The 15,977-nt window shown below is 62.1% G+C and carries 21 protein-coding genes; 4 read left to right on the forward strand and 17 right to left on the reverse strand.

Annotated features, from left to right (window positions below; genetic code table 11):
• Positions 1-134 precede the first annotated feature (134 nt).
• From NKJ67_RS34390 to NKJ67_RS34400, 3 genes are all read right to left on the reverse strand, one after another.
• Complete coding sequence (locus NKJ67_RS34390; RefSeq protein WP_127268420.1) at positions 135-566, reverse strand: BA14K family protein; 432 nt, start codon at positions 564-566, stop codon at positions 135-137.
• 177 nt (positions 567-743) lie between these two features.
• On the reverse strand, positions 744-956 hold the full coding sequence (locus NKJ67_RS34395) for a cold-shock protein (RefSeq protein ID WP_013530020.1): 213 nt from the start codon (positions 954-956) through the stop codon (positions 744-746).
• A 320-nt stretch (positions 957-1,276) separates the two neighbouring features.
• The gene (locus NKJ67_RS34400; protein ID WP_006202520.1) at positions 1,277-1,489 is read right to left on the reverse strand and encodes a cold-shock protein; all 213 of its coding nucleotides are present in this window, start codon (positions 1,487-1,489) and stop codon (positions 1,277-1,279) included.
• A 225-nt stretch (positions 1,490-1,714) separates the two neighbouring features.
• Between NKJ67_RS34400 and NKJ67_RS34405 the strand changes: the two genes are divergently transcribed.
• Both NKJ67_RS34405 and NKJ67_RS34410 read left to right on the forward strand, forming a co-directional pair.
• Entirely contained in the window at positions 1,715-1,870 is a 156-nt protein-coding gene (locus NKJ67_RS34405) for a hypothetical protein (RefSeq protein ID WP_164748816.1), read from the forward strand.
• A gap of 110 nt (positions 1,871-1,980) precedes the next feature.
• Positions 1,981-2,403: a Kazal-type serine protease inhibitor domain-containing protein gene (locus NKJ67_RS34410; RefSeq protein ID WP_352585794.1), complete on the forward strand. Its 423-nt coding sequence runs from the start codon at positions 1,981-1,983 to the stop codon at positions 2,401-2,403.
• Between the two features lie 31 nt (positions 2,404-2,434).
• Here the strand turns inward: NKJ67_RS34410 and NKJ67_RS34415 are convergent, their stop codons facing one another.
• The 7 genes from NKJ67_RS34415 to NKJ67_RS34445 all read right to left on the reverse strand — a co-directional run bounded on the left by NKJ67_RS34415 (position 2,435) and on the right by NKJ67_RS34445 (position 6,110).
• Complete coding sequence (locus NKJ67_RS34415; protein ID WP_352585796.1) at positions 2,435-3,988, reverse strand: EAL domain-containing protein; 1,554 nt, start codon at positions 3,986-3,988, stop codon at positions 2,435-2,437.
• Between the two features lie 149 nt (positions 3,989-4,137).
• Entirely contained in the window at positions 4,138-4,356 is a 219-nt protein-coding gene (locus NKJ67_RS34420) for a hypothetical protein (protein WP_136615974.1), read from the reverse strand.
• Positions 4,357-4,455: 99 nt separating this feature from the next.
• The gene (locus tag NKJ67_RS34425) at positions 4,456-4,593 is read right to left on the reverse strand and encodes a hypothetical protein (RefSeq protein WP_164482279.1); all 138 of its coding nucleotides are present in this window, start codon (positions 4,591-4,593) and stop codon (positions 4,456-4,458) included.
• A 39-nt stretch (positions 4,594-4,632) separates the two neighbouring features.
• The gene (locus NKJ67_RS34430) at positions 4,633-4,914 is read right to left on the reverse strand and encodes a hypothetical protein (RefSeq protein ID WP_127270520.1); all 282 of its coding nucleotides are present in this window, start codon (positions 4,912-4,914) and stop codon (positions 4,633-4,635) included.
• Positions 4,911-5,180: a hypothetical protein gene (locus NKJ67_RS34435; protein WP_023809798.1), complete on the reverse strand. Its 270-nt coding sequence runs from the start codon at positions 5,178-5,180 to the stop codon at positions 4,911-4,913. Before NKJ67_RS34435 ends, NKJ67_RS34430 begins: the two co-directional genes overlap by 4 nt.
• 144 nt (positions 5,181-5,324) lie before the next feature.
• Positions 5,325-5,525: a cold-shock protein gene (locus NKJ67_RS34440; RefSeq protein ID WP_127326808.1), complete on the reverse strand. Its 201-nt coding sequence runs from the start codon at positions 5,523-5,525 to the stop codon at positions 5,325-5,327.
• A gap of 219 nt (positions 5,526-5,744) precedes the next feature.
• On the reverse strand, positions 5,745-6,110 hold the full coding sequence (locus NKJ67_RS34445) for a hypothetical protein (RefSeq protein ID WP_352585798.1): 366 nt from the start codon (positions 6,108-6,110) through the stop codon (positions 5,745-5,747).
• 139 nt (positions 6,111-6,249) lie between these two features.
• Between NKJ67_RS34445 and NKJ67_RS34450 the strand changes: the two genes are divergently transcribed.
• Positions 6,250-7,872, forward strand: a complete 1,623-nt coding sequence (locus NKJ67_RS34450; RefSeq protein WP_352585800.1) for a tetratricopeptide repeat-containing sulfotransferase family protein — start codon at positions 6,250-6,252, stop codon at positions 7,870-7,872.
• A 144-nt stretch (positions 7,873-8,016) separates the two neighbouring features.
• Here the strand turns inward: NKJ67_RS34450 and NKJ67_RS34455 are convergent, their stop codons facing one another.
• Positions 8,017-8,370: a DUF1428 domain-containing protein gene (locus tag NKJ67_RS34455; RefSeq protein WP_023809794.1), complete on the reverse strand. Its 354-nt coding sequence runs from the start codon at positions 8,368-8,370 to the stop codon at positions 8,017-8,019.
• 75 nt (positions 8,371-8,445) lie between these two features.
• Positions 8,446-8,874, reverse strand: a complete 429-nt coding sequence (locus NKJ67_RS34460) for a VOC family protein (RefSeq protein ID WP_128309995.1) — start codon at positions 8,872-8,874, stop codon at positions 8,446-8,448.
• 238 nt (positions 8,875-9,112) lie between these two features.
• On the opposite strand from NKJ67_RS34460, the gene NKJ67_RS34465 reads away from it, so the two are divergent.
• Entirely contained in the window at positions 9,113-9,727 is a 615-nt protein-coding gene (locus NKJ67_RS34465) for a glutathione S-transferase family protein (RefSeq protein WP_352585802.1), read from the forward strand.
• Between the two features lie 16 nt (positions 9,728-9,743).
• Here the strand turns inward: NKJ67_RS34465 and NKJ67_RS34470 are convergent, their stop codons facing one another.
• The 5 genes from NKJ67_RS34470 to uvrB form a co-directional block, all read right to left on the reverse strand.
• Positions 9,744-9,902 carry a hypothetical protein gene (locus NKJ67_RS34470; protein WP_127268662.1) on the reverse strand — a complete coding sequence of 53 codons (159 nt, stop codon included), beginning with the start codon at positions 9,900-9,902 and terminating at the stop codon, positions 9,744-9,746.
• A gap of 135 nt (positions 9,903-10,037) precedes the next feature.
• Positions 10,038-10,346: a HigA family addiction module antitoxin gene (locus NKJ67_RS34475; RefSeq protein WP_127268663.1), complete on the reverse strand. Its 309-nt coding sequence runs from the start codon at positions 10,344-10,346 to the stop codon at positions 10,038-10,040.
• 27 nt (positions 10,347-10,373) lie between these two features.
• Positions 10,374-10,652 (reverse strand): type II toxin-antitoxin system RelE/ParE family toxin, encoded by a 279-nt coding sequence (locus tag NKJ67_RS34480; protein WP_127321180.1) that lies wholly within the window; start codon positions 10,650-10,652, stop codon positions 10,374-10,376.
• Positions 10,653-10,731: 79 nt separating this feature from the next.
• Entirely contained in the window at positions 10,732-12,258 is a 1,527-nt protein-coding gene (locus NKJ67_RS34485) for an ABC-F family ATP-binding cassette domain-containing protein (protein ID WP_352585805.1), read from the reverse strand.
• A 391-nt stretch (positions 12,259-12,649) separates the two neighbouring features.
• Positions 12,650-15,826 carry an excinuclease ABC subunit UvrB gene (uvrB, locus tag NKJ67_RS34490; protein ID WP_352585807.1) on the reverse strand — a complete coding sequence of 1,059 codons (3,177 nt, stop codon included), beginning with the start codon at positions 15,824-15,826 and terminating at the stop codon, positions 12,650-12,652.
• Positions 15,827-15,977: the final 151 nt, after the last annotated feature.

Here is a 15,977-nt window from a genome sequence, read left to right on the forward strand (position 1 = left end):
TCCTGACACAAACAGTCCAAGACACTTCAATCACATAACAAAAAACCCCGCCGAAAATCGACGGGGTTTGTCAGCAGTCTGAAAGCGCTGACCTTGCGGTCAGCGCTTTTCTGTTGGGGCAGGGAAGCCCTGGTTTAGTTCGCCGTGCAGAAATGCTGTTCGCCGTCATTGCCGGTGAACGTGCCGGTGCGGGAATTGAAGGTGCGGTAGCGGTCCGAGCAGTATTCGTACCAATCACGCGTCCACGGCTCGGCATAACGATCAGCGTAGACCACCCGCGGCTCCGCATAGTAACGGCGGACCGGGGCCGGGCGCACCACCACGTCACGATCGTAGTAACCGTCATCGTAGTAGCGGTCAGCGTCGGGCGGCGGGCGGTCATTGGCCAATGCGCCACCGATCAGCGCACCGGCCGCGAGGCCGAGCACGCCGGCGGCAATGGCATCGCCGTTGCCATGATGGCCATGATGGCGGCGCCAATCACGTGCGTTGGCGGCGGGCAAGGCCGAAAGCGTGGTGGCGACCACGGCAGCGGCCAGGACGGCGGTCTTGAAAATTCGGTTCATCTCGGTCTCCTTCGTGCCGGCCCGTGTAGTTTCGGGGATGCGGTCCGGCTTTACCAAAGACTAATATGCAACCGTGGCTGAACGGGGGCTGAACGGATTTCGACGAATTTATTCACAACAGGCGTCAAAGGTCACACGCCCTCCAGGGAGCGAAAACCATCGCCGGTCCAAGCCGGCTCAGCCGACCGACAGGTTGACGGCCTTGGGTCCCTTGCCGCGCTTGTCCGGCTCGGTGTCGAACGACACTTTCTGGCCATCCTCCAGGCCGGGAAGGCCGGACGCCTGCACGGCTGAAATATGGACGAAAACATCCTTCGCGCCATCATCGGGCGTGATGAAGCCGAAGCCCTTGGCATGGTTGAAGAATTTGACGGTGCCGGTCTGCGGCATGGGAAGCTCCTTTGTCCCATAAACTCCAGTCTCGGGCCGGCAAATGCCCGAGTGGAAATTTGTCCTTTATTTTAGCGTCATCGGCAAGAGAAAGTTTTGCGGGCGTCTAAAGCACGTTGGGGCACGCTTTGGGTCTTTGTTTTTATGCAAGTCGTTGCCCAGAACCTGGCGGCTTGGGCGACATCACCGGCCCGCGCCTTCGATAAGGAAAAGGCGCGACGAAGATCGCCGCGCCTTTCAAAATTCAGATCCCTCTCCAGGCCAGGTGCAGGCATGGAGCCTCCGTCGCACGTCCGAGTGACATGCGGCGCGCCGATGGCTCAGGCTGCGCGGAGGTTGACGGCCTTGGGGCCCTTGCCCATGCGGTCCGGCTCGACGTCGAAGGTGACCTTCTGGCCGTCGACGAGCGTGCGCAAGCCGGAGGCTTCGATCGCGGAGATATGGACGAACACATCCTTGGCGCCACCATCGGGCGTGATGAAACCGAAGCCTTTGGTCGCGTTGAAGAATTTAACGGTGCCGGTCTGGGCCATTGGGGAAACTCCTTCACCCGTTCAGTCTTTGGTGGTCCCGCCCGCCGCCTGGCGCAAAGGGCAGTTCCCGGTGGTTGCTTCGGCAGTCATGCATTGGCGCATGGTCAAACCCCCCGCCGAAAACGGGGCCGTCAGAGATTCACAGTATCGGGGAAAGGTCGTCCAAAACGTTCCGCTCTCCGGGTCGCAAATGCCCGAACACGGAATTTATCGCACGGAAACGTGATGGTTGCAAGATACCGCCGCGGGCCGCCGTACTGGCGCATCCCGACGCATCAATCGACTGACCTGAGCATCGATGGGCTCGGCATAGGCTTGCTTGCCGGCCGGGTCATCGGCCAGAGCCGGGCCACGAATGGGCCAGACATCGCGGCGCGCTGACCTCCCTTGCGGTCCAGGCGCCGTTATCGTTTGCCGAGCTCAAACGGGGGTTGCATTTGGCAAGGGAATGGCGAGGATCGGTAACCGGGGACCGATCGTGGGAGATCATCATGAAATTTCTGGCGGCAATCTTTTCGCGGCAGGGTTTTGTCATCTTGTTGCTGTCGGCAATTCTTGCCGCCTGCACCGTTGTCGTCGATGAGGGACCAGGGCCACGCCCGCGTCCGCCACGGCCCGAGCCGCAATATTGCAGCAAGCAGTACGAGCCGGTCTGTGCCCGGCGCGGCGGCGACCGCCAGACCTTCGCCAATTCCTGTCTTGCCGACCGGGCTGGCTACCGCATCGTGCGCGACGGTCCGTGCCGCGACAGCGGCGGTGGCGGTGGCGGTGGCGGTGGCGGTGAAGAGCAGACGTTCTGCACCCGCGAATATGCTCCGGTCTGCGGCCGCCGGCATGGCGAGATGCGCACCTTCCCCAATTCCTGCGAAGCCCGCGCCGCGGACTATCGCGTCGTTGGCCACGGGCCGTGCTGAGAACGCTGCGCCTTGTTGAGGACGATAGGCGTCAAGCCGTCGGCTCCACCTGGCGACAGTAGGCGATGAACTCGGACGCAGGCATGGGTCTGGCGAAAAGCCAGCCCTGGCCGTAGTCGACGTCGCGCTCGGCGAGATAGTCGGCCTGCGCCTGCGTTTCCACGCCCTCGGCAACGATCTTCAGCTTCAGTGTCTTGGCCATGTCGATGATATGCGGGGTGACGGAACTGGTGGCGGAATTCGTGCTGATCGTATCGATGAACGATTTGTCGATCTTGAGCGCATCGAGCGGCAGCCCCTCGAGATAGGACAGGCTGGAATAGCCGGTGCCGAAGTCGTCGATTGCCACTGCGTGCCCCAGTTCGCGGGCACGAATGAGCGTCGAACGCGCCGAGTTGATATCGACGAAACCTCGCTCCGTGGCCTCGAGCCAGATTTGCTGGGGCCGGATTCCGGTGTGCTGCAACGCCTTTTCGATAATAGGCAGGACCCGCGCGGTGCCGACATCGGTTGCGCTGAGATTGATGGCGATGTGAAGCGAGCGATCGGCGACCAGGAGCTTGTTCAGGTCGAACACAACCATCGCAATGACCTGATCGGTGATCGCTGTGATCAGGCCACTCTCTTCCGCCAGCGGAATGAAGAGATCGGGCCGGACCAGGGAGCCATTCGGCCGCTTCCAGCGCACCAGCGCTTCCGCGCCGATGCAATTGCCGGTCCTGAGCTCGACGATCGGCTGATAGTGGACGATGAATTCGTGCTTGCGCACGGCGATCTGCAATTCTCCCAAGGGCGAAAGCCGCCTTCGTGACAGCCACACAACCACGCCGATGATGAAGGCAGCCATGAAGGCGCCGAGCGGGAGCAGCATGAATTGCTGCTTGCGAACGCTGCCCAGGATCTGGCTTGTCGGTTCGGTGGCGACAGCAATCCAGTCCGTCCCGCGCGCCGCGGCAAACAGGAGATCGTCATCGATGCCTTCGCTGGGGCCGGCGACGATCTTCTCGATACGGGCAGGATTCGGGCTATTCAGCGCGCCAAGCAGGATGCCCGTTTGCGTCGTCAAGGCGATCTGGACACCGGGATCGACGATGACGTCGACAAAGCGTACCGGATCGACAAGGACGTTGTGATCCCTGTATCGCAGCGCCATCAGAAAATGGTCCTCGCTCATCACCGGCTGCATGCGGGCGGTGACGGCAATGCCGTCCCTGGTGGTGAAGTCAGGGGTGGATTGCGCAACGCGCCCTTCGGTCGGTCCCCAGGAAGAGCATTTGAGCAGGCCGTTTTCGAAATAGCCCATTTCTTCGATCGGGCGCGTGTTGATGGTGAGTTGCCGCATACGGGCTATATGGTCCGCCGAACAGCGGATGCCGGTGAACTGGTCGATCTGCCGCAAGGCGGCGGTCGCATCGTTGAGCGAGATGTCGGCCCTGGCGATGGCGCGGCTGGCGAACAGCTGCAGCCGCCCATGTTCCTTTTGGACGGCCTGAATCCAAGCGAGATGAAACATAGCTGCGATTGGCAAGATGGCGCCCAGCATGGCCAACACCACCGCCGTCACGATGATGCGCGACCTGTCCATGCGCCTCCTGCTTTCGGGTATGAGCGGCGATCGTGGGTGATCGCCCGCAACGTCTCGGCCACCAATCGCGGCAGCGGCCCGGTTCAGGCGGATATTAGGGCCTCGATCTTACGTGAACTTTAATGGAGTCGTGGGGCAGCACCGCTGCTCTAAACCGGATAGGCGCCGTCGGCTGGGCCGGCGTAAAGCTCGCTGCCATTGTCGTCGCAGATGCGCAAGCGATCGGGGATTTGCGGCATGGCCAGCGTGTGGAACAGCGCGGTGGCGCCCTGCAGCGCGGCGCGCAGGTTCGGCGCCTCCAGCGATACCTTGTCGAGAGTGGCTTCGTCGGCGTCGCGCGACCGGTAGAACTCGATGACGAAATTCAAGCGCGCCTCCGTGGCAGAGCATTGCGCAGGCCTGTCCAGTCAATTCGCCACCTCACAGAGGACGACGGAAAGGGCGCACGAGGCGCGCCCTCCAGTTTGTCAGCCTTTCGACTTCGGCTTCAAGCTGCTCTCCGCCTGCTTGACCGACGAACCGAACGGGGAGGCGGGCTTTGCCACGACCTTGTCCTTCTTCGGCTTGCGTGTCTCGCGGTTGCTTCGCTGTTGACCTTTGGACATGTCGTGCTCCTGCTTCAGTGTTGGCTTGGCGGTGGGGTCTCAGACGAGCGGGTTGCTGGCAACAACGGGGTTGTCGGCAACAACCGGATCTGCCGGTTCGAGATTGTCTTCGGTGGTGACCCGCTCATAGGTCTCCTGCTCGCTGCGGATGCGGTATTGCGGCGAACCATCCTTGACCGGCAGCCTGCTCTTGATCTGGAACAGTTCGGCGGTCTTCTGAACGAGGCCGGTGCGGCTCTTCATGCGCACGGTCTGACCGATCGAAAACTGGTGCGCGGGTGTGTCGGTGCGCGGGCGCGCATTCTGCTGGAAACGGATCATGCTGCATTCTCCCTGTCGCGCTTCAGCGCTGTTTCGAGTTCGAGGTAATCGATGGCGACAAGCTGGCTGGTGGGCGGGTTTTTCGCTGCCCTTGCCGGCAGATGGATGAAAGTGGCGACGCGGCGCCAGGCAAGCCGCGACATGCCCTCGATCAGCTCTTCGTCGTGGTCGATGTCGTAGTCGCCGGCCGGCAGCTGCCCTTCCAGTCCGCCGAGCACGAAAGGTGCGGTGAAGTGCGCGATGGAGTGGGTGGTGCGGTCCGGCATTGTCTTACCTATGCAAAGCAGCGGTCCTGAAAACAAAAAAGCGGGGACGAGCCCCGCTTTCCTATTTCCGGCAGTCGCTGGAAATAAGCCGCTTTCGAGAGCTGCCAGTACATCCGTGGTCAGCGTTCATCGAATTCGGCCGGATCAGATCAATTGCAAATTGGCGGCCGACTCGCGGCCCTTGGTGTCACGCTCCAACTCGAACTGCAGCTTCTGGCCTTCGGCGAGGCCGGGGAAGCCGGCGCGCTCCAGTGCGCTGACATGGACAAAGACGTCCTTGCCGCCATCGGTCGGCTGAATGAAGCCGGTCTGACCATTGTAGAACTTCACGGTTCCGGTGTTCATGTCGGTCTTTCGAAGAAAGAGAATGGTCGCGCGGAGCGAATATGCCGCGCGCCCGGTATCGATGATTTGGAATGAGATTGGCGGGCCGAGAACCTCTGACGCCGCGAGATGCCAATTCTGGCCCAAAGCGATCCTGCACAGATAGGTCTTTGTTGTAATTTAATCAAGGCGTTTTAAAATAAAAATGGGCTTCATTCAAAAAATTGCGCGCTGTAACTATCAGAAAAATGATGATACAAATTCGTACAATTCAAAAACTGTTTGAAGCTTAGCGGGAATAATTCTCCCGGTATTTTCATTTTTCTTGTGAGTTGAAGAAGGAGACCTCGAGATGTCCGTAAAGACGCCAACAGGCACCCCCGCAACGATCACGCCGGTCGCAAAGCCGGTAATGGCAAAGCCGATGGTTGTCCTGTCGCCGCGGCTGACTGTCAGAAGTGACGAGGCGGCAAAGCGAAGGATCGCCGACACCGATGGAACGGTTCGGCGTGCCAGGCAGGTTGCCGAGACCAATCGCCTGATTTGATCTTTCCGCACCGACGAAAGGACGAGACAGCAAGCGAAGCCTTGAACCTGGCGCGCCAATGGCCTAGATCGCCACAGGCGGATAAAACACGGCAGGTTTCCCATCAACAGAGATCAAAGACGAGCGGCGGGTGCGGGAGCCAGGTCTGGCGCAGGCGGACAGCCGCCGCTGGGCCTCGACCAGTATGTGCAGCAGGCGTTGCAACTGCATCAGGCGGGGCGCCGGCAAGAGGCTGAGACGATCTACCGGCAGGTGCTGGCGCGTCAGCCCAAGCATGCGGCCGCGGCGCATTTCCTGGGACTGCTGCTGCACCAGACCGGGCGCAGCGAAGAAGGGCTGGATCTCATCGAACGGTCGGTGAGCCTGCAGCCGACGAATCCCGATTTCCTCAACAATTTCGGTACGGTGATGCGCGACCTCGGCCGCCCTGCTGCGGCCATCGATTTCTTCCGCGGTGCGGTGGATCTGCGGCCGGACCAGCTCGCGGCGCGCGACAATCTCGGCTCATCGCTGAAGCAGGTCGGCCAGTTCGAAGAGGCCGAAGAGATTTATCGCGGCACGGTTGCACGCAACCCATTTCACGTGCGCGCCCGCATCGGGCTTGCCGAAACCCTGCAGGAAGCCGGGCGGCTGGATGAGGCGCTCGCCGTCTTCCGCGAAGCGCTGGCGATACGCCCCAAGGATGCCGACCTGCTGCACGGGCTCGGCGTCGGGCTGATGGAAAAGGGCAAGCTCGACGAGGCGGTCGACCTGTTCCGGCAGGCGTTGGCGATCAACCCCGCCATGGCCACAGCCTGGCTGATGCTGACGCAGGTCAAGCGCCAGAAGGATCGCGACAGCGAGCTTGGGGGCATGGAAGCCCAGCATGCCAAAGCGCCGCAGGACAGCCTGGCACGCATGCAGCTGTCCTTCGGACTCGGCAAGGCGAATGACGATCTCAGGGATTATGGCCGGGCCTTCGACTATTTCGCCGAAGGCAATGCGATCCGCCGCAAAAGCATCAACTACGACCAGGCCAGGACGCGGGCCGAGTTCGAGGCGATGAAGGCCACCTTCGATGCCGGCTTCTTCGAGAAGCACAGGCCCAGCTCAATCAGCGACGACACGCCGATCTTCATTGTCGGCATGCCGCGTTCGGGCACGACGCTGGTCGAGCAGATCATTGCCAGCCATCCGCAGGTCTACGGCGCAGGCGAGCTCAGCATCTTGAAGAAGGCGGTCGGCAGGCAGTTCCCGGCGACCATGCCGGGTGGCTTCCCATGGGGCGTATCGGATATGGGCGATGCGGATTTTGCCGAGGCAGGGCAAGCCTATCTCGACATGCTGCATGCCCGCTATCCGAACATGCGTCACGTCACCGACAAAATGCCAGGCAACTTCCTGCTGGTCGGCTTCATCCACATGATGATGCCGAAGGCCAGGATCATCCACTGCGCGCGCGATGCGGCGGCCACCTGCCTGTCGATCTACAAGGTGCATTTCCGCGGCGACAGCCATCGCTATGGCTACGATCTCGGTGAGCTCGCCGACTTCCACAATCTCTACACCGACATCATGAAGCATTGGCACACGGTGCTGCCGGGCGTCGTGCATGATGTACGCTACGAGGATTTTGTCGCCGACCAGGAAGGACAGACGCGGGCATTGATCGCTCATCTCGGTCTGCCCTGGGACGACGCGGCTCTATCGTTCCACGAGACCGACCGACCGGTTCGCACGGCTTCAGCCGCACAGGTGCGCCAGCCGATGTATCAAGGGTCGGTCGATCTGTGGAAGCGCTATGGAGACCGGCTCAAGCCGCTGCTCGACAAGCTGGATTAGCGCAACGCTATCTAGCAGATCGTGGCCTTAGAGATTGGCCTAAGCAGCCGCGTCGTCATCCTAGGGTCTTCGCGACGGAGCTTCGCTCCTGCTTCGCCTAGGATGACGAAGCTGAGAGGCTTCTTCTAATCTGCTACCGGCTGCTCAAAGCTCAATGAATGGCTTGAAGCCACCGAAGATCATGCGCTTGCCGTCGAACGGCATGTCCGCCCAATCGGCCTTCAAGCGGGGATCTGCCATCACCTTGGCCATGACGGCATCGCGGCTCTCCCGCGACTCATAGACGGCCCAGGCGAAGACGACGATCTCGTCGTCCTTGGCCTGCACGGCACGCGGGAAGGACGTGACCTCGCCATAGGGCACGTCGTCGCCGATGCATTCGACATAGGCGAGCGCGCCATGTTCCCTCCAGATAGGCCCTGCGAGGTTGGCCAGCTTCTTGTAGTCATCGAGTTTTGCCTTGGATACGGCAAGTACGAAACCATCGACATAGGACATTTTGGATCTCCTCCTGGAAGTTCACAGGGCCTCACCGGCGCCGGCCGGTGAGGGGCTCGGGCCATCGGCGGCAGATCAGGCTTTCTTCACCGGCGCGTTCATCGCCCATTCGACGCCGAACGGGTCGCGCATATTGCCCCACTGATCGCCCCAGAACATGACCTGGAGCGGCACGGCGACTTCGCAGCCGGCATCGACGGCGCGCTTCCACCAGGCTTCGATGTCGTCGCTGCCGAGGTGAAGCTGCATGGTGTAACCCTGCGGCTTGACGGCGGGCATTCCGTTTTCCGGATAGAAATCGGAGAGCATGAGGGTCGAGCCATTGATGTGGAGGTGAATGTGCATGGTGCGGCCTTTTTCGTCCGCCGGGTAGGCAAAGACCTGCTCCGCGCCGAAGGCCTTCTTGTAGAATTCGGCAGCCTTTAAGGCGCCATCCAGCTGCAGATAGGGGGTCAATCCGCCGAGCACTTTGGCCGCGGGCTGAACGGGGGTCTGATCAGTCATTTGTTGTTCCTCTTTGCGTTTGGCCTTGCGAGCCATAGGACGGATCGGACGGCGGCGATCCTACATGGCGGCGAATTTTTTTTGGCGGTCGGCCCTTGATAATCCCGGACAGCCGCGGGCTCGAGCGAGAGGCGTGAAACGAACTTGCGTCGGCGGCGCCCAATCAGAGCGCAATTCTCTCGGCTCGCAGGCTAGAACAGATGGATCACGCGAACGCCTCTTCAACCCCGGGACGACAATGATCCTCTACTATCAGACCCACTCACCCTTCGCGCGCAAGGCGCTCGTCTTTGCCCATGAGGCCGGCATTGCCGATCGGCTGGAGGTCATCCATCATGAGACCAGTCCGACCCTGCGCAACGCCGATGTCTACGCCGAAAATCCGCTTGGCAAGGTGCCGGTGCTGTTGCGGCCAAATGCGTCGCCGATCTTCGATTCCGATGTCATCTGCGCCTATCTCGACACACTGCATGACGGCCGCAAGCTGCTGCCGCAGGACGGCGAGGCGCGCTGGCAGGCGCTGCGGCTTCAGTCGGTCGCCCAGGGCCTCGCGCAGACAGGCATCGCTTTGCGCTGGGAGACAGAAAGGAGACCCGAAAAGCTGCGTTATAGCGCTCTCGCCGACGGATACCGGGAAAAGATCGAGGCGAGCTACGACTGGATCGAAAGCACGCTGGACGACGAGGCACCGCTCCATGTCGGCCACATCGCCTTGGCCACCACGCTGTCCTGGATGGCGTTCCGCCACCTGCCGTCTTTTCGCTCGCGGGCGCGGCTGACGCACTGGTTCGAGGCTTTCGAAAAACGCGCATCGATGCAGGCGACACCGCTTTCAGGTGATACGCATGACTGACTGGCGCCTCGCGAGGTCAGGGGCGGCGGCCGTTCTGCGCGTCGAAGACGTCCGGAAAGCCGATATCCTTGCGCAGCGAGGCCGGCAGCGAAAGCAGGATGCGCTCGCTGCGGTGACGAGCGCGCGCTGCCGCATACCGGGTTGCGACGCGACCGATGGATGAAAGAACCGACATGATAATTCTCCCTGGGTTGGCGCCGGCATCATCGTGTCGGCATCCCAAGGACGCGATGGGCTGAGGCTATCCGACAGACCGTCGAGATTTTTTATCGCGGCGTCTGATGGTCTGTCCGAATGCTGCCGTGCGGACCTACGCAACCCTGAGCGTGGGGATCGCTGAAACATCAACTTCACGCTCTGCGTGCCAAGCATCGAAAGCCGCTTGCATTCGAAGCCAGATCGCGGCGCCGTCGCCGAACAGCTTCCCGAGGCGAGCGGCCACAGCCGGCGAAACCGGCTTCTTTTCGCGGATGATGTCATAGAGCTGCTGCCGGGAGATCCCGAGCAGATTTGCAATTTCCACCTTGGTCTTTCCAGTTGCCGGGATAATGTCCTCAAGCAGCGCTCCCGGGTGGGAGGGACAACGCTCAATAGGACGCGTCGGCTCGTGCACGGTCATAAGTCGAACTTCTCCAGTCTGGCCGCCTCAGTGATATTGCTCGAAATCGACGCGGGCAGCGTCCTTGCCGTCGAACTCGAATGTGATGCACCACGGACCGTTGACGTGGACCATGTAGCGGATTGGATCGAAGCCTTTCAGCGGGTGGAAATCGAAGCCGGGAAGGTTCATTTCCTCCGGCTTCTCCGAAGCTTCCAGGCGGTCAAGCCGGACAAGAATGCGCTTGTGCATCTTGGCGTCGATCTTGCCGGTCTTTCCAGTTTGAAAGAGGTCCGACAGCGCCTTGTTCTTGAAGGACTTGATCATCGATATATGTAAACAGATTGCTTACAAAAAACAAGGTCTGTAAGCAAATAATTTACATGCCAGTCGACCTCCGTTGGCCTCATCCTGCCGTTTCGGCCACTGAGCGGAAGAACTCCTCGGGGTCCTCGACTTCGGTCAGCTTTCGTTTGTCGATCAGCCAAAAGCGGTTGCCGATGGCGCGGATGAAGGAGCGGTCGTGCGAGGCGAGCACGCAGCTTGCCTGATGCGCCAGGAGTTCCGCTTCCAGCGCTTCCTGGCCGTCGATGTCGAGGTGGTTGGTCGGCTCGTCCAACAGATAGAAGTTGGGATTGGCGAGCCTCAGCGCCAGCATCATCAGCCGTGCCTTCTGGCCGCCGGACAGCACGCCGATCTTTTTCTCCTGCATCTCGATGACCACGCCAGCACCGGCCAGCAACGACCGTGCGCGCTGCTCGCCGACATCGTAGCGCCGCGAGACCATCGCCAGCGGCGTGTCGTCGCCGCTGATGCCCGACAGCGCCTGGTCGCTGTAGCCGAGCACCGTCGACGGCGTCACCTTCACATTCCGCACCGTGTCCGGTTCGACAATGGCATTGCGGATCAGGGTGACGAAGCGCGACTTGCCGACGCCGTTGCGGCCTAGCAGCACGATGCGGTCGCCCTGGCAGATGTGGCGCTTGCCGGTCCGAAACAGCAGCGTGCCATCGGGTGTTTCGACAGCCGCGTCATCGAGCGTGATCAGCACTTTGGCGTGGGTGCCGCGATTGGCCAGTTTTATGGCACCCGCCGACTTCTCGCGATGCGCCGGGTTCGCCGCTTCCTCCAGTTTTTCGGCCCGCTGGCTGAGTTGCCTGGTCTTGACCGTCAGCAGGTCGCTGCCTGAATTGATGCCGATATTGTTGAGCTTGGCCGCCTGCCGGCGCAATTGCTGCGCCACCTTCATGTCGCGCTGGAACTTGCGCTCGGTCGAGGCGTCGACCTCGTCGAGCGCCCGCCTGGCGCGGGAATAGGGCAAGGCAAACACGGGCGACTGTTCCGGGCGCAGGAACAGCGTCCGGTTGGTGGCGGCGTCGAGAAAGGCGCGGTCGTGGCTGGCAATGACGACCGGCACCTCACGCGGCAATGCGTTGAGCCAGGTTTCCAACTGGCTGATGCGAGCAAGGTCGAGATGGTTGGTCGGCTCGTCGAGCAGCAGCACGTCCGGATCTGTCACCCAGACGCGGGCGATCAGCGCCAGTCTCTGCCAACCGCCGCTCAGCGCCTGCATTGGCCGCTCGCGCATCGGCTCCGGCACATCGAGTGAATCGAGAACCACGTCGACGCGCCACAGCTCGCTTTCAGCCTGCTCGGGCGGCAAGGCGTCGGCCACCACCTGATGGAAGCTGCGGGTGAGAAGGGCCGGGGCAATGGATTGCTCGACATGACCGACGCGCAGGCCGCGCGTGCGGGTGATGTCACCGGAGGTCGGCTCCATCTCGCCGGTCAGGCATTTCAGCAAGGTCGACTTGCCGCGGCCATTGGCGGCGACAATGCCGAGCCGGTCGCCGGAGCCGATGGTGAGGTCGAGATTGGCAAACAGCGGCGCACTCATGGTGACGCCGAGGGATTTGAGGCTGATCAGGGCCATTTTGATTTCTCTGGTCTTGCCGGAGACATCTCCGGTCCACTTTGACGGTGCGCGTGCTGGCCATCAGGCTCGGCGTTGCAACACCACGAAGGGCAGACCAAAAAATCGAAGCGGGAAAAACCCGGACCGTCCCTGGTCAGCCCTGCAAGCAAGCTCGCAGGGCAGAAATCGGGCCACGCTGACGATGGTGACGATGAAACGTAAACACGTGAGCCCTCCTTTCGAGACGTTCGAGTGTGCGGAGCGATTACACCAAAGGCGAGGCTGGTGGCAAGGGGGCGGCCCAGGAGGGAGCGATGCGGTGAAGCTGCCAATCTCCCCCCCTCGTGGGGGAGATGTCCGGCAGGACAGAGGGGGGCGCTGTCCCGCCGGCATTTCGAATAATTTGAACCTACTTCCCCGGCCGTCCCGTCTTCCCCGGCCGGCGTTTGTCGCGGCGTGCGTCGCTTGGATCCTCGTATGAGCCGATGCCGGCGCGCTGGCGAACGATTGGCTTAGCGGAATCGTCGCGTTCCTTCGCGCGCCCCTCTGCCCTGCCGGGCATCTCCCCCACTTGGGGGGAGATTGGCTGCGGCTTGGCCGGCACTTTTCCTTCGACCGGCTTTTCCGTCCGCCGTACAGTCATTTCATCGAGCGAGTTCTTCTTGAACAGTGGCTTGGTGACGTCGCCGGGAATGCCGAAGTCGGAGCCGTGCGCCTCTTCGGCCGACTGTTTCTTGAACAGCGAGCGTGACACCGCGCCGGCCGGCGTCGGCATGTCGGTGCCCGGACCCATGTCGTCGATCGAGGGTTTTGAAAACAGCGGTTTTTTCACTGGTACGGCGCCATCGGCGCCCATCTCGTCGAGGTCAGGCTTGCGGAAGAGGTTGGGCCGGGCAGCCTTGGCCGCCTCTTCTGCGGCACGCGCCGCGTCGAGCTTGCGGAAACGCTCCTGTTCCTCTGCTGTCCGATGTTTGGCCACGCCCTTGTTGTGCTTGCCCTTTTCGCGGCCTGAGGCAGGACTTTCCATATCGGCGTATTTGGCCAGTGGGTCTTCGGAGATGGACAATTCTATCTCTCGCAGACGCTTGATCTCGTCGCGGATGCGGGCCGCCTTTTCGAAGTCGAGATTGGCTGCGGCATCGCGCATCTGCTTTTCCATCGCGTCGAGATGGGCCTTGAGGTTGTTGCCCATCATGGCGCCGGCACTGTCGGTGAACTGCGAGATGTCGGCGCGGACGTGGTCCTTCTCGTAGACCGAATCCAAGATGTCGGAGATGCGCGATTTGACCGATTCCGGGGTGATGCCGTTGGCCTCGTTCCACTCCACCTGCTTTTCGCGGCGGCGGTTGGTTTCGGCCATCGCCCGTTCCATCGAGCCGGTCACCTGGTCGGCATAGAGGATGACCTTGCCGTCGACGTTTCTGGCGGCGCGGCCGATGGTCTGGATCAGCGAGGTTTCCGAGCGCAGGAAACCTTCCTTGTCGGCGTCGAGAATGGCGACGAAGCCGCATTCGGGAATGTCGAGGCCTTCGCGCAGCAGGTTGATGCCGACCAGCACGTCGAAGGCGCCGAGGCGCAGATCGCGCAGGATCTCGATGCGTTCCAGCGTGTCGATGTCCGAGTGCATGTAGCGCACGCGGATGCCTTGCTCATGCAGATATTCGGTCAAGTCCTCGGCCATGCGCTTGGTCAGCACCGTCACCAGCGTGCGGTAGCCGGCCTTGGTGGTGTCACGGATTTCGCCGACGACATCGTCGACCTGGGTCTTGGCCGGGCGAACCTCGACCGGCGGATCGATCAGGCCGGTCGGGCGGATGACCTGCTCGGCGAAGACGCCGCCGGCCTGCTCCATCTCCCAGCCGCCAGGGGTCGCCGAGACGGCGACCGAAAGCGGACGCATGGCATCCCATTCCTCGAAGCGCAGCGGCCGGTTGTCCATGCAGGACGGCAGACGGAAGCCGTATTCGGCCAGTGTCGCCTTGCGGCGAAAGTCGCCGCGATACATGCCGCCGATCTGCGGCACGGTGACATGGCTTTCATCGATGAAGACCAGCGCGTTGTCGGGAATGTACTCGAACAGCGTCGGCGGCGGATCACCCGGCTGGCGGCCGGTGAGATAGCGCGAATAGTTCTCGATGCCGGCGCAGGAGCCGGTGGCTTCCAGCATCTCGAGGTCGAAGCGGCAGCGCTGTTCCAGCCGCTGCGCCTCAAGCAGGCGGCCGGCCCGCTCGAGTTCGACCAGCCGGTGCTTGAGCTCTTCCTTGATCGACTTGATCGCCTGGTTCAGCGTCGGGCGCGGCGTCACATAGTGCGAATTGGCGTAGATCTTGACGCTTTTCAGCTCGCCGGTCTTCTGGCCGGTCAGCGGGTCGAACTCGGTGATCTGCTCGATCTCGTCGCCGAACATCGAGATGCGCCAGGCGCGGTCTTCCAGGTGGGCCGGGAAGATCTCGATCGTGTCGCCGCGCACGCGGAACGAGCCGCGAACGAAATTGATGTCCTGGCGCTTGTACTGCTGGGCGACGAGATCGGCGAGCAGCGCGCGCTGGTCGAGCCGGTCGCCGATCTGCATCTGGAAGGTCATCGCCGTATAGGTTTCGACCGAGCCGATACCGTAGATGCAGGACACCGAGGCGACGATGATGACGTCGTCGCGCTCGAGCAGCGAACGCGTCGCCGAATGGCGCATGCGGTCGATCTGCTCGTTGATCGAGGATTCCTTCTCGATGAAGGTGTCGGTGCGCGGGACGTAGGCTTCCGGCTGGTAATAGTCGTAGTAGGAGACGAAATACTCGACGGCGTTTTCCGGGAAGAATTTCTTGAACTCGGAATAGAGCTGCGCCGCCAGCGTCTTGTTCGGCGCCAGGATCAAGGCAGGGCGCTGCGTCTCCTCGATCACCTTGGCCATGGTGAAGGTTTTTCCGGAGCCGGTGACGCCGAGCAGCACCTGGGTCCGGTCGTTGTTGTCGACGCCTTCGACCAGATCCTTGATCGCGGTCGGCTGATCGCCGGCTGGTTCGAAGTCCGACACCATCTTGATGGCAATGCCGCCTTCGGACTTTTCCGGGCGGGCAGGGCGGTGCGGCGTCCACAGCACACCGTCCTTGTGCAGCGGATTGCCGGATTCGATCAGCGCCGACAGTGCCGCCACCGTCGCGGTGACGCTGCCCGAAGCCATCGTCTCGGCGTCTTCCAGCGAGATGTCGAGGCCGGCGACCGGATTGAGGCCGGCGGCGGTGCGCTCCCTGGCTGACGCCGCCCCACCCATCGAGGTGCCGCGCGAACTGCGTCCCGGCGAGCTTGAACGCTCGGGTATCTTCTTCGACGGCTTCGGCGATTTGCCGCCGTCGCCCTTGCCGGCAAGACGCCCTTCCTTCTCGGCCTCCTGCTCGATCTGCTCGGCCCAATCCGCGATCGAACCGGTCAGCGGCGTGCCAGAGAGCTCCGGCTGCGGCATCTCGGCGAAGCCGCCTCTGTGCAGCGGCTCCGAAGCGTCGAGGAAATCGGTCAGCGGACTGCGCCGCTTCGGCGCGGCGCGGTCGTCGTTCGCCGTCGGCGGCGTTTTCTGAGCGGGAGATTTGGCCATGTCCCGAATATGGGATTTCCTGGCCAAAATGGAAAGAGCGCGGTGGGGAGAGGCGTGCCGGGCAGCGCCTGCGCCATACAGCCGGGTGTGATGGGCCGGGGGGGATGGTAGCCCCAAAACCACTTTTTGCTAAACGCCCCGGGCGGGTGTT

Origin of the sequence: Mesorhizobium sp. M0088, assembly GCF_040322895.1 — a bacterium.
In the GTDB taxonomy this organism is placed as follows: Bacteria; Pseudomonadota; Alphaproteobacteria; order Rhizobiales; family Rhizobiaceae; genus Mesorhizobium.

Coding starts and splice junctions, on each gene's coding strand:
- NKJ67_RS34390 (WP_127268420.1), bottom strand. CDS start 566: ATGAACCGAATTTTCAAGACCGCCGTCCTGGCCGCTGCCGTGGTCGCC.
- NKJ67_RS34395 (WP_013530020.1), bottom strand. CDS start 956: ATGCCGCAGACCGGCACCGTCAAATTCTTCAACCATGCCAAGGGCTTC.
- NKJ67_RS34400 (WP_006202520.1), bottom strand. CDS start 1,489: ATGGCCCAGACCGGCACCGTTAAATTCTTCAACGCGACCAAAGGCTTC.
- NKJ67_RS34405 (WP_164748816.1), top strand. CDS start 1,715: ATGGTTGCAAGATACCGCCGCGGGCCGCCGTACTGGCGCATCCCGACG.
- NKJ67_RS34410 (WP_352585794.1), top strand. CDS start 1,981: ATGAAATTTCTGGCGGCAATCTTTTCGCGGCAGGGTTTTGTCATCTTG.
- NKJ67_RS34415 (WP_352585796.1), bottom strand. CDS start 3,988: ATGGACAGGTCGCGCATCATCGTGACGGCGGTGGTGTTGGCCATGCTG.
- NKJ67_RS34425 (WP_164482279.1), bottom strand. CDS start 4,593: ATGTCCAAAGGTCAACAGCGAAGCAACCGCGAGACACGCAAGCCGAAG.
- NKJ67_RS34430 (WP_127270520.1), bottom strand. CDS start 4,914: ATGATCCGTTTCCAGCAGAATGCGCGCCCGCGCACCGACACACCCGCG.
- NKJ67_RS34435 (WP_023809798.1), bottom strand. CDS start 5,180: ATGCCGGACCGCACCACCCACTCCATCGCGCACTTCACCGCACCTTTC.
- NKJ67_RS34440 (WP_127326808.1), bottom strand. CDS start 5,525: ATGAACACCGGAACCGTGAAGTTCTACAATGGTCAGACCGGCTTCATT.
- NKJ67_RS34455 (WP_023809794.1), bottom strand. CDS start 8,370: ATGTCCTATGTCGATGGTTTCGTACTTGCCGTATCCAAGGCAAAACTC.
- NKJ67_RS34460 (WP_128309995.1), bottom strand. CDS start 8,874: ATGACTGATCAGACCCCCGTTCAGCCCGCGGCCAAAGTGCTCGGCGGA.
- NKJ67_RS34465 (WP_352585802.1), top strand. CDS start 9,113: ATGATCCTCTACTATCAGACCCACTCACCCTTCGCGCGCAAGGCGCTC.
- NKJ67_RS34470 (WP_127268662.1), bottom strand. CDS start 9,902: ATGTCGGTTCTTTCATCCATCGGTCGCGTCGCAACCCGGTATGCGGCA.
- NKJ67_RS34475 (WP_127268663.1), bottom strand. CDS start 10,346: ATGACCGTGCACGAGCCGACGCGTCCTATTGAGCGTTGTCCCTCCCAC.
- NKJ67_RS34480 (WP_127321180.1), bottom strand. CDS start 10,652: ATGATCAAGTCCTTCAAGAACAAGGCGCTGTCGGACCTCTTTCAAACT.
- NKJ67_RS34485 (WP_352585805.1), bottom strand. CDS start 12,258: ATGGCCCTGATCAGCCTCAAATCCCTCGGCGTCACCATGAGTGCGCCG.
- uvrB (WP_352585807.1), bottom strand. CDS start 15,826: ATGGCCAAATCTCCCGCTCAGAAAACGCCGCCGACGGCGAACGACGAC.